Below are 12,063 nucleotides of genomic sequence, written 5' to 3'. Positions count from 1 at the left end.
AGCAGCAGCTCCCCATCGGTATACTGGCAGATACGCGGGTGTCATGATGCCTGCCCGGCACTTGATCCTGCGGCTATCCTTTGACACTGCCAGCTGTTACGCCTTCAATTATTTTTTTCTGCAAGACGGCATAGATGACAATTACCGGGAGGACGCTAAACACAATACCCGCGGACATCTGAGCGTAGTTTGTATTGTAGGCGTCCCTGAAGCCAACCATCCCCACCGGCAGCGTCTTCAGTGTATCGCTGGAAAGAAAGTAGTTCGCAAGCAAAAATTCGTTCCAGTTGCCCAGAAAGTTAATAATAAAAACCGTAACGATGGCAGGAATAGTAATTGGTATAATAATTTTACCAAATAGCCCTGCAGAGCTCAATCCATCCATAACAGCCGCCTCTTCAATTTCTCCCGGGAGCGAGCGCATGAACGCCGCCAAAATAATGACCGTGAACGGGATCGCATTGGCCACATAAGGCAGCAGCAGCGCCATATGCGTATCCAGTACGCCAAGCTTGCTCATCATTCCGTAAATCGGGAGCAGCAGCGCGTTGTTCGGGATGAGCATGCCAATCAGAATGAGTTGGAACACGATTTTGCTGATCCGGTTATACCTCATTCGCGTTATGGCAAAGGACAGCATCGCAGCCAGCAGAATGGAAATACACGCAGCCAGCACGCCAATGTACAAGCTGTTGAAAAAATACGTGTTGATTTTCGCATTGACCCAGGCATTCACATAATTGTTGAACGTTACGGAAACAGGCAGCCCGAACGGGTTGGACGCAATCTCCTGATTGTTTGTTTTGACCGATGAGAACAGGACGAACAGGAATGGATATAGAATCACAAGGAGATAACCCATCAGAAATATATGCGGAATCGTCTTCTTGAACGTTCTCATCAATATTCAATCCTTTCTGTCCGTCTGACGATGAGGAACTGGTACAGCACCGTAATGACCATTGTGAATACAAAAATCAACACGGCGATCGCATTGCCGAAGCCATGCTTGAAGCTTGTAATCGCGTAACGGATCATATACGTCGCCATGACATCCGTCGAGCCGGCCGGTCCTCCTTTGGTCATAACGAGTACGATATCGGCCGCTTTCATCGCACCGGCAATACTGAGCATCACAACAACCGAAATAATCGGCATAATGAGCGGCAGCGTAATTTTAAATGCCCTCTGTATGCCCGATGCCCCGTCAATAGCCGCCGCTTCATCCAGTTCTCTCGGAATAGACAGAATGGCAGCCAATACCATCACAATATAAAATCCGGTCCATTGCCAGGCATTCGTAATCAGAATTGCGATCATTGCCCAGTTTCTGTCTGACAGCCAATAAATCGGCTGAATGCCAAACAGGCCAAGGAATTCGTTCATCAACCCAAAGTCCGGATTGTAAATGAACCCCCATAAAATTCCGATGACTGCCGTAGACATAATTGAAGGGAGAAAAACCGCGGTCTTGTACAAATTTTTAAGCTTCCTCACATTGGCAATGAGCAGGGAGAAGAACACAATTGCTGGAACCTGGACGAGGCAGGAAAATAATATAAAGTACACGTTATTGCGAGCGGACTTCCAGAAAATTTTATCCTGAACGGCTGTAGCGTAATTGTCCATTCCGATATAAGACATCGTTTTGGAGATGCCATTCCAACTCGTCAGGCTGTTGTTCACCGCCGTCAAAATCGGATATATAAAAAACGCGATAAACAAAATAAATGCCGGCAAGACAAATAGAATATAAACCAGAGGATTTCTAAGCGCTTTATTCATTGGAACCTCCGCATAATGGGTAAAGACCACAGGCTTGTTTTGGAAAAAAGGGCGCCCCCACATATGTTAAGGCGGGTGACGCCCTGATCATCACATCAACAACTGAGCCTATTGAGCAGCCTGGTTGGCCGCATCCTGCACAGCCTGTAAATTAGCCAGCATCTTCGCCGGATCAATCTCCCCGCTGATGACCTGCTGGATACCGGTGCTGAGCGAGGTATTGACCTCCGCCTGCACCAAGGCGTCGAACGCCGGGAAGGAAGTGCCGATTTCGCTTGTCGCTTTGAATATATCCTGCATCAGCGGATCATCGGATACGGTTTTCATTTGATTCAGATCCATCTTCATCGCCGGCAGCACGCCGTCCTCCTTCAACCCCCGAAGCTGCATCTCTTCTGTCCACATGTGGCGGATAAATTCCTTCACAGCCTGAAGCTTGCGAGAATCTTTGGCTACTGCGCTGGAAAAGCCATAGCCGTTGTTGGCATCCTGCATAACAACTACCGGGTCGCCTGCATGGACCGGCGGCATGTTGAAGAAGCCAATCTTGCCCACCATATTGCCTGCCTGCTCGGGATCTCGGAATACCGAGTTCGCCCATGAGCCATCCATCATCATAATGGCTTCGCCGGTAATAACCTGATTTCGCATATCGGCATATTCAAAGCCCAGCTCGCCTTTTTTGAAGTAGCCTTTCTGCACCCATTCCTGATGCTTGGCTACTGCCTTGACGATGTTCTCATCCGTCCATTTGGACTCTCCAGTCTTGAAGCCGTACGTGATTTCCGGACCCGCATAGTAAGACCACAAATTGTTTGTTGTCATAAGGGGAATCCAGGCGTCTTTGGAAGCTTGGGCGAACGGAAATTTGCCTTCAGCCTTGATTTTCTCTGCAAGCGCCTCCAATTCAGTCAACGTCTTCGGAATTTGATAGCCCTTTTGCTCGAAATACTCTTTATTATAGAAGTAGCCTTCAATGGAACCGCCAATTGGGATCCCGTATATTTTGCCGCCGTGCGTGAATGGCACAAGTGTTGTAAATTTGTCCGTAAGTCCCAATTCATCAAGAATTGGAGTCAGATCCAGCATCAGACCTTCCTTCGCATACAGCTCAGCATCCGGACTGCCCATAACATCGAAAACTTCCGGCGGTTTGCCGGCTGCCATCTCTCCCCTTAATCTTTCCTTGCGGTTCACTTCTCCGTCCACGCCGTCGAGCTTGATCTTCAGGCCTGGAACGGCAGCTTCTGTCTTTTTCACTACATCCTCCAGCAAACCCAGACGGAATTTCTTGGACTCCCCTACCTGAGTATGCCGAATTGTAATTTCGAACGGCTCGTTATTTGTCTTGCCGTTCCCCTCCCCGTTGCCCGCGGTTTGCTGGCCATCGTTGCCTGGCTTACTCGCGTTGCCGCCTGTGCCGCAGGCCGCGAGCAGCGAGGCTGCAACGAAGATCAGCGAGATCAGCAGCACCAAACTTTTCTTCATGTTCCAAGACCTCCTTAAGATCGGTTGGTTTAAGGTACATCTTAATTGTAGGAAGAGCGGCCGTATTTGGTAAGGAGATAAACTTCTATTCGGGGGATAAAATTATCTAAACCCGATTATGTAAACGTTTCACAACAACATGGAGTGTTATATTTCATGATTAGATACATCAATATAATTATAAATGTTATTTTATTTAACATATAGTTTCCAACCAATTTAAAATAAAACCTATATATATTATAGTGATAGCGCTTTAATTGTAAATTAAATGCAGACGACTTTACCATCCTTCGACGGAAAAGCCTTGTTGCTCCTATAAATCGTTGATAACCACCTGCTTATTCCGCCGGACCGCTTCGTTCCTCCAAGGCCGGTTCATAGCGATAATTACGGCTCAGCTTGACGATTCTGCGGCTTTTTTTGCGGACCATCACTTGATCCTCGCTCCAGGCCACAACGATACCGATGACATCGTTTTGCTCCATATAATCCCGCACTACTCTGACAAGTGTTCCCTGGACCCTGAGAGCATTCAACTGCTCATCTGTAATCATAAATCTCACTCCTTTCTCCCCATCTACTCGCTGTTGATAAGCAAAGAGACCTTGGGGACGCACATGCCCTTTAGGTCTCTCCCTATTGTATATTTCCGCCTTGCAATCCGCTCAACCTACATGCTCCTTGGAATCATTGGTTTCATACCATTCATCCAGAACACGCGAAGACATCACACGATTCGCAATATATTCGCTCTGTCGCTCGGTGAACTGGTCACGCCAATTCAACTGCAATTCCTCGGACAACTTCACAACGGTTAACAGTTCAGACCATGCGACATAACGTTTATACCAAAAAAATTGCGGATGCTCGATCATATACGGGTACAAAGTATCAAATTCGGTATGCTTGCAATCGAGAGCACGCTCGAAATGAGTTTTGGCATCGGACAATTTTGCATAAAAAAATTCTGGCGCGATTTCCAATTTATCCATATCCCTCTGCCTCCCTTTTTACGCCAATTACTTGTTATTATAGATGAAAACATCCGCCGTGGAAAGAGATGAATCTCTGGAAACTCTAACTTATAAGAAAGAAATGGCGCCGCCTTCCAGTGAAGCGATGCGTACGAGCGATTCTACCCGGATTCCCTGCTCCCGGATCGTACGGCCTCCGGCCTGGAACGCCTTCTCTACAGCGATGCCAAGTCCGACCAGGCTCGCGCCGGAGCGTTCAATAATTTTAAGCAACCCGCGCGCCGCATCACCGTTGGCGATAATATCGTCTATGAACAGCACGCGATCTCCATCGCCTAAATACTGTCGTGATACCATAATATCCGTTACGATGCCTTTTGTAAATGAAGGGACACGCTCGCTCAGCGCATCAGGCTCGGCAATCAACGTTTTTTTGCGGCGGGCAAATAGCAGCGGCACATTCAAAGTCAGCGCTGTCGCAAAGGCGATCGGGATGCCTGAGGACTCCACAGTGATGACCTTCGTAATGTTCTCCCCCGAAAAACGCCGGGCAAATTCCTGCCCCATCAGCATCGTCAGCTCCGGATCAACCTGATGATTCAGCACTCCATCCAGTTTCAGCACATCGCTGGTCAGAATGGACGCCTCACGAAGTATTCTCTCTTTTAAAATGTCCATATGTTCACGTTCCCTTCAATTCCTACAATTCTTTTCGTTAAATTACCATAGATACAACCTTTCCGCAACTTATTCCTTCACGTTAAGCGCTTTATTTTTGAACTTCCCCCAAAATGATAGATTTCCGCGTTTTATGTGGGGCCAAGCAAAAATTAATGAAACTTTTTGTCACTTTTATCGTCTAAGTATAGTAAGCATACGCACATCGATGCAGCAAGGAGGTATCCTTCTCTATGAAGAACAAATCTGTACTTTGGGTTGTTCCTGCTGTCATAAGCCTTGCGCTCGCCGCAGGTTGCTCATCTGCAGCTCAACCGCCTCTGAATTCGGCTGAAGATCAGATAGCAGAAACCGTACATACGACCGAACCGCTCAACGGGGAGGGTCAAAGCAGCCCGCAGCAGGTTTATAACAATCAAAATAACAAACCGGATCCCTCCGACACGATTACCCCGCCAGAGGACAATCCCAAGACGTCTGGAACCGGCGAAACTGCTGCAAGCGCGCAGGAGAAAGCTGGCAAGAGCAAGAATGACAAAGACAAAAGCTGGAACACGAAGTCCCCGAAACTGCTGGGGATTGCGATTGGAGATACAAAGGATTCAGTCATTGCCCTATTTGGCAAAGCCGACGATGAATTCGCGATGGAAGAACAGAAGGAAACGAGCTATGTGAGTGAATACAAAGGTTTCTGGGTTGGATTTGATACCAAAAACAAAGTTAAATTCGTGGAGATTTTCGACCCGGAAGTGAAGACGAACCTGAACGGGCTAAAAGTCGGCCAGCAAGGCGAGGAGGCTATCAAAGCTTTGGGCAAGCCAAGCAACCATAACACGTATACGCTGGGCTACAAGGCTGAAGGAGCTTTTCTAAAGCTGGACCTTGATCCGCAAAATAACGAGGTCACTTCCATCAAACTATTTGTACAAGCCTAAGTTGAAATAATCAACGATCAAAACCTTTGTCCATCGGACGGCCAGCTTCGGCCCTCGGAGAATGCAAAGGTTTTTTATTTTGTGTACAAGTCATCCTTGTCCCTCTTAGGACATACCATTTATAGAATGAGTATGGGAAGGAGGACTGTCGTTGCGGAATTTGGGAAAAATGCTGCAGATCGGACTTACCTTTATGGGAACTGTCGTCGGCGCGGGCTTTGCGAGCGGCCAGGAAATTTTACAATTTTTCACCCGCTTCGGCTTCATCGGCGCGTTTACCATTTTGCTAGTGACGGTTATTTTTATATGGCTTGGCGCGAAAATGATGCTGCTCGCAGCTGAAATTAACGCTGTTTCCTATGAGGATTTGAATCGAAACCTGTTTGGGGAACGTCTGGGGCAGCTTGTCAGCATCTTTATGATGATCGTGCTTTTAGGCGTATCAGGCGTCATGCTGGCAGGTGCCGGCTCCATCTTCCTGGAGCATCTGAACATCTCGTATCAGACCGGACTCCTTTTGACGCTATGCGCCTGTTTTTTTATTTTGCGAAAAGGGCTCCAGGCTATCCTGACGGTGAACTCCATTGTCGCCCCGATTATGCTGCTCTTTACGATTATTATGTTATTCAAAACATTGGAAACCCCGAGCTCAGGAAGATGGCTGGAGCTGGTCAACGATTATTCCCCTTGGGCAGCGTGGACCTCGCCCTTTTTGTATACAGCCTATAACCTGTCGCTTGGGCAAGCCGTGCTTGTCCCTGTGGGCGCCAAAATAAAAAATCGCAGCGCGATTATCGGCGGGGCCTGGATAGGCGGGATCGGAATTGGGTTCATGCTCCTTGTCGGGCATATTACCCTATCCGCGAACATGCCCGGGATTACTCAGTATGCGATTCCGATGGGAGGCATAGCCAAGCAACTCGGGCAAGGCGTCCAATGGATATTTATTTTCCTTATTTTCTCTGAAATTTTCACTTCGCTGATCGCCAACGCCTACGGTCTCACTGCCCTGCTACAGAGGCGTCTCAAATGGCGACAGGATTTGGTCATCTTCTCCGTACTGTTCCTCAGCTTTCTGCTGAGCCAGTTCGGCTTCGGCACATTGCTGTCCACTCTGTATCCGATTTTCGGTCTGATCAGTCTGGGCTGGATGGCGCTGATTTTGCGTCGTTAAGCATGGGCTGCTGGTATAAGCTGTAGACTTCCTTCAACTGTGCAATAACCCGTTGCAATGAATAGACTTGCTTTGCCTTGTTCCAGGCGGAACGGGCCATGTTATAGCGATAGGTCGGATCGGATACCATCTGTTCCAGCGCATCGCACAGGGCAATCGGGTCCTCCGGCGGCACAAGCAACCCATTGACCCCATGTTCAATTTGCTCGGCAATTCCCCCTACGCGGGTGCCAACCAGTGCCAGTAGACATAACGCAGCCTCCGCAAACACGGAACCGAACGCCTCCGCCCGGGACGGCAGCACGAAAATATCGAAGAAGGGCATGAACTCCTCCGGGTGAAGCATATAGCCGTAAAAAATAATATCATCATATAAGTCCAGTTCTACCGCAAGCTGTTCCAGTTCCTCGCGAATCGGCCCGTCCCCGATGATATGCAAGACGAACGGCTTGCCCCGGCGCTTCAGCTCCGCACAGGCATGGAACAGAGTATCCAGCCCTTTCGCCGGAACAAGCCTGCATACCGTTATAAGCTGCGCCACTTCATTTTCATGAGCTATTGGCCGGAATCGCTTCTCATCGAAGCCGTTCGGAATGATTTTGATATTCTCCGGGCTGTTCAAATAAGGGGCAAGATAGGAACGGAATGATTCGGAGACGGTTAGCAGCCCGTCGGTCTTCGCCTCCAGCTCCTTGTAAATAGCTGTCAGGAAGCGATGTTCCTGGCCGCCCTCTACGATTCTCCCGTTCAGGATAAGCTCCCGCTCGTAACTGGAGTGAATCGTCATGAGCAGCGGCGTCTCTGGAAACAGCTGCTTCATGACAAGTGCGGCAATCGGGTGATGCGCATGAATGAGATCATAACGTTTATGAACGCGCAGCCGCGTCCACCATGCATAGTCCCGGAAAGTTTGCAAATATTTATCGATTGTAAGGTTCCCCTCAAACTCCTTCACATCAAAGGTCTCGAATATGACCTCTTCCTGTCCCTTGCCCCTGACTCGCTTCGGGATCGAGAACAGCTCCATTTGCCAGTTCATTTTATTAAAGCGTTCCTGTATATAGGGAACCATGGAAGACACGCCTCCAGGTTGCTCGGGAGGGAAAAACAAAGCTTGCAATATATCCATGGCATTTCCTCCAATCACACCAGTTGCAGCGACCGTACAAGCTTGCCGACCGACTTAAAGTTCAGACTGCCTGGCCAACTTGTATTGCAGCTTCATCATAATAGAGTCTCTATATGTATTATAAGCGTTATGAAGATGGAATTGTATACCGGATAAGGAAATGGGCTTGTCCCTATAAATAAAGGTGCCGCCGGACGCTTACACGCCTGCTGCACCTGTCATCAGAATCAGAATACAATTAGTCGCCGTGCGGAGCCTCAACCGGAATCAGGATGTCAACAAGCCCCTCTTCCAGATGCTCGTCAAAATGGTAAACCTCAATGGAAACAGCTTGCTCGGCCTTCTTGAGGCCCTGTTCCTTCATCCAGACAAGCAGCCGCTCGTAACCTTCCCCGAATCGCTGCGTCGTACAGTTGATCATCGCATAACTATGCTCGGGAATTGTGAACTGTACCATGTCCGGTGGCGTATGCTCCAGCTGTCCAACCTCATAGCACACCCAATACGTGGCAAATACTTCATTGCCATAATGCGGGCAGACCAACGCAGGTGACTTGGAATAGTTGCCCAGTTCATGCTTGCGGGCTAGAAATTTATCCCGCAGCCGTATTACCTCATCAGGAAAACTGGAATACGGACCTGAGTGACTGATTCCTGCTAAATGAAGCGAAGGCTTTTTCACCAACATGCAATTGTCCATTTTGCAATCCTCCCGGCTTTTGTTTTGACTAGGATGGTTCAGCTGCCAGACCATGCGCCAATTCGGTCTCTTGTCATTGTACCCATAGATTGGCAGCTACTGCAAGTTATATTGAACTTCTTGCTTTTTTCAGCATCAAGCAGCAGCGCCAATCCTTTGCAGTTGACTCCATGTTGCATCTCTTGGGCAAGTGGGCTTATGATTAAGATAGGATTCCGATTATTTCACTCTTTCAATAGGGCCATACATAATCGGCCATAGTTTTTAGCAACGGCAGGTGAATACATGCAAGTTAGCGCGATGATTGCAATGCTGATTGACCATATCGGGGTTGTGTTCTTCCCGGATAATCCTACGTTTCGCGTCATTGGACGCATCGCTTTTCCAATTTATGCTTTTGCCCTTGTCATGGGTTATTACCACACATCGAATTTGCGAAACTATTTGATTCGCTTGGCCATACTGGCGGCAATATCTCAGCTGCCGTTTCAGTGGGCGCTTGAAGCGGATGGCATTAATGTTATTGCCGCACTTCTCGTGTCGCTGCTCGTGCTTTTGGCCATCGACAGGATCAAGCCTGTTATCTTGAGCGTTCCCATCATCATTGTAGCGGCCTTGCTGCTGGAACTTCTGAATTTTGATTACGGATACTACGGACTTGCGCTTGTACTGATCTATCGGTATGCAAAAAGCCATATGCAACTGGTTCTGCATCTTCTGATCAATATCATCACGATTGTACAAAAGGGCTGGGTCATCCAAATGTACAGTCTGCTCAGTACCGCCACTTTGGTCTATACGCCCCAATTTTTCACTAGTCTGGATCGGCTGCGGCCGCCGCGGTGGGTCTGGCTCAGCTTTTATCCCGGTCATCTGGCATTGCTGTACCTGATTAGAGAATGGATGGACTATGTCTGTTCGGGCAATCCATTTCCGCTTTGCTAGTTCTAATCCTCTTGTTTCATCAATGCGGCCTTGAGCGCGTCGCCCAGACTTGAGGTCAATTGCTCATTGTCACTGTATTTTTGCACCAGGCGCTGCTGCTCCCGGCGATCCGCTTTGCCGCCGCGCTCCCCGTCAAGTTTCTCTACGAAATTGCAAGGCCGGCACTGTGCATATTTTCCTGCTTTGCCATCATGAATCTCCATCTTTTTGTGGCATTGCGGACAGCGCTTGTTGGACAGCCGCGGCTCTGCCGCCCGCCGGTATCCGCATTCACGGTCAGAGCAGACAAGCGACTTGCCTCGTTTGCTCTTAACCTCCATCAGCGGCTTGCTGCAATCCGGACATCTGGAGTGCGTCAGATTATGCGGCTTATATTCCTTCGTCTCCCGCTTGACAGCATCAACCCATGCAACAGTCTGCTTGCGGATTCCTGTCATGAACCGCTGCGGGTCCCCCTTGCCCTTGGCGATCCGCTCCAACTCCTGCTCCCATTGCGCCGTCAGCCCGGAGCTTTTCAACTCGTCCACGACCAGTTCTATAAGCTGCTTGCCTTTCCCTGTCGGGCTAAGACGGTTGCCCTGCCGCTCGATTGTATCGGTGCCGAGCAGCTTCTCAATTATATCCGCACGGGTGGCTGGCGTTCCGAGTCCATATTTCTCCATCATCCCGAGCAAAGTTGCCTCTGTGTAACGTGGCGGAGGAGTCGTTCTCAGCTCGCGCGCTCTGGCGTTTCGGACGGTAAGCAGTTGCCCCTGCGAAAGCTCCGGCAAGATCTGCCGGGAAGACGAATCCGTCTCCGTCTGCAGCTCGTCATCCTCCTCATCGCTGTACGTATGGCTTCCGTAGACTTCCTTCCACCCCTGGTCTTTGGCTACTTTGCCTTTCGCAAACAGCAGATCCTCTCCCGCTTTGACGACAACGCTTGTTTCCGCATAGCGGTATTCCGGGTAAAACAAGGCGATAAACCGTTTTACAATGAGGTCATATAGTCGGCGTTCATCACTGTCGAGCGCACTGAGATTCACATATTGCTCTGTTGGAATAATTGCGTGGTGATCGCTTACCTTGCTGTCATCGACAATTCGCCGAGTAACCTTAAGCGGCTGCTTAAGTACTTTGCGCGCCACTGCCGTGTAAGGTCCTACCGCAATGCTCTCCAGCCTGCCCTTGAGCGTCGATACCATATCGCTGGTCAAATATCTGGAGTCGGTACGCGGGTAAGTGACCAGCTTGTGCTGCTCATAAAGACGCTGCAGCACATTGGATGTCTGCTTGGCCGAAAAGCCAAGCCGCTTATTGGCATCCCGCTGCAATTCCGTCAGATCATAAGCGAGCGGCTGCGGTTCGGATTTATCTGTCGTCTTGAGCTTATCGACACGGGCTTTCGCGTTGTTCAGCCTGGCTGCCACCTGCTCTGCTTTCGCCTTATCCCATACGCGCCCGTCATGGCTCTCCTTCTCTCTCCATATAGCCTGAAAACCGCCCAAATCAGCCGTCAGCGTCCAATACGGCTGGGACTGGAACGAAGTAATTTCAGCTTCCCTGTCCATCATAATCGCCAGTGTAGGCGTCTGGACACGCCCCGCAGCCAGCTGTGCATTGTACTTGCAGGTGAGCGCCCGTGTCACATTCAGCCCGATCAGCCAGTCCGCTTCCGCCCGGCATACGGCAGATGCATACAGATTGTCATATTCTTTGCCGGGTTTCAGCTTCTGGAAGCCTTCCTTAATCGCCTTGTCCGTCTGCGAGGAAATCCACAGCCGCTTGTACGGCTTGCGCCATTTGACCAGCTCCATGATCCAGCGGGCAACCAGTTCCCCTTCTCGTCCGGCGTCAGTTGCAATGATCATTTCCTTGATGTCCTGCCGCTTGCATAACTGTGCTACGCCGCGGAATTGATGGGACGTCTCCTTCATAACCTTCAGATTCATCCTCTCCGGCAACAGCGGCAAATCTTCCAGGTTCCAGCTTTTATACTTATTATCGTAATCCTCCGGCTCTGCCAGCGTAACGAGATGGCCAAGCGCCCAGGTTACCACATATTGCGGCCCTTCGTAATGATGTTTCTGCTTTTGTCCGCAGCCCAGCACGCGCGCCAGTTCCTTGGCTACGCTCGGCTTTTCGGCCAGCACTAATGATTTCATCGACACCTCTCCTACTCCCGTTCATGTCTTCAATGCGGGCCAAGCCCGCTTCCCCGTCAATCAATCCGGCTGGCAAATGCAGACCAGCCATATTCAACCCAAGTACGA

General features: G+C 49.6%; 12 protein-coding genes. 3 read left to right on the top strand and 9 right to left on the bottom strand.

Features of this window, described 5'->3' with window-relative positions; translation table 11 throughout:
- Positions 1 to 73: 73 nt before the first annotated feature.
- The 6 genes from JFN88_RS09775 to JFN88_RS09750 form a co-directional block, all read right to left on the bottom strand.
- The gene (locus JFN88_RS09775) at positions 74 to 901 is read right to left on the bottom strand and encodes a carbohydrate ABC transporter permease (protein ID WP_199019144.1); all 828 of its coding nucleotides are present in this window, start codon (positions 899 to 901) and stop codon (positions 74 to 76) included.
- Positions 901 to 1,785: a carbohydrate ABC transporter permease gene (locus JFN88_RS09770; protein ID WP_199019143.1), complete on the bottom strand. Its 885-nt coding sequence runs from the start codon at positions 1,783 to 1,785 to the stop codon at positions 901 to 903. Before JFN88_RS09770 ends, JFN88_RS09775 begins: the two co-directional genes overlap by 1 nt.
- A 108-nt stretch (positions 1,786 to 1,893) precedes the next feature.
- Positions 1,894 to 3,273, bottom strand: coding sequence for an ABC transporter substrate-binding protein (locus tag JFN88_RS09765; RefSeq protein WP_199019142.1), 1,380 nt, complete (start codon positions 3,271 to 3,273; stop codon positions 1,894 to 1,896).
- Between the two features lie 341 nt (positions 3,274 to 3,614).
- Positions 3,615 to 3,830, bottom strand: a complete 216-nt coding sequence (locus JFN88_RS09760) for a hypothetical protein (protein ID WP_199019141.1) — start codon at positions 3,828 to 3,830, stop codon at positions 3,615 to 3,617.
- A gap of 111 nt (positions 3,831 to 3,941) precedes the next feature.
- Complete coding sequence (locus JFN88_RS09755) at positions 3,942 to 4,268, bottom strand: hypothetical protein (protein WP_199019140.1); 327 nt, start codon at positions 4,266 to 4,268, stop codon at positions 3,942 to 3,944.
- 90 nt (positions 4,269 to 4,358) lie between these two features.
- Complete coding sequence (locus JFN88_RS09750) at positions 4,359 to 4,928, bottom strand: xanthine phosphoribosyltransferase (protein WP_199019139.1); 570 nt, start codon at positions 4,926 to 4,928, stop codon at positions 4,359 to 4,361.
- Between the two features lie 233 nt (positions 4,929 to 5,161).
- On the opposite strand from JFN88_RS09750, the gene JFN88_RS09745 reads away from it, so the two are divergent.
- Complete coding sequence (locus JFN88_RS09745) at positions 5,162 to 5,863, top strand: hypothetical protein (protein WP_199019138.1); 702 nt, start codon at positions 5,162 to 5,164, stop codon at positions 5,861 to 5,863.
- A gap of 151 nt (positions 5,864 to 6,014) precedes the next feature.
- Positions 6,015 to 7,037, top strand: a complete 1,023-nt coding sequence (locus JFN88_RS09740) for a YkvI family membrane protein (protein WP_199019137.1) — start codon at positions 6,015 to 6,017, stop codon at positions 7,035 to 7,037.
- Here the strand turns inward: JFN88_RS09740 and JFN88_RS09735 are convergent.
- Together JFN88_RS09735 and JFN88_RS09730 are read right to left on the bottom strand one after the other, a co-directional pair.
- Complete coding sequence (locus tag JFN88_RS09735; RefSeq protein WP_199019136.1) at positions 7,000 to 8,166, bottom strand: glycosyltransferase family 4 protein; 1,167 nt, start codon at positions 8,164 to 8,166, stop codon at positions 7,000 to 7,002. The two genes, JFN88_RS09740 and JFN88_RS09735, sit on opposite strands and share 38 nt — an antisense overlap.
- 238 nt (positions 8,167 to 8,404) lie before the next feature.
- Positions 8,405 to 8,866 (bottom strand): GyrI-like domain-containing protein, encoded by a 462-nt coding sequence (locus tag JFN88_RS09730; RefSeq protein ID WP_199019135.1) that lies wholly within the window; start codon positions 8,864 to 8,866, stop codon positions 8,405 to 8,407.
- Between the two features lie 285 nt (positions 8,867 to 9,151).
- Between JFN88_RS09730 and JFN88_RS09725 the strand changes: the two genes are divergently transcribed.
- Entirely contained in the window at positions 9,152 to 9,811 is a 660-nt protein-coding gene (locus JFN88_RS09725; protein ID WP_199019134.1) for a TraX family protein, read from the top strand.
- Between the two features lie 2 nt (positions 9,812 to 9,813).
- Here JFN88_RS09725 and JFN88_RS09720 read toward each other — a convergent pair whose 3' ends face one another.
- Entirely contained in the window at positions 9,814 to 11,955 is a 2,142-nt protein-coding gene (locus JFN88_RS09720; protein WP_199019133.1) for a DNA topoisomerase III, read from the bottom strand.
- Positions 11,956 to 12,063: the final 108 nt, after the last annotated feature.

It is taken from the genome of Paenibacillus roseus (assembly GCF_016424485.1).
Lineage (GTDB): Bacteria > Bacillota > Bacilli > Paenibacillales > Paenibacillaceae > Paenibacillus_D > Paenibacillus_D roseus.
This window is presented reverse-complemented; position numbering and strand designations above follow the sequence as displayed.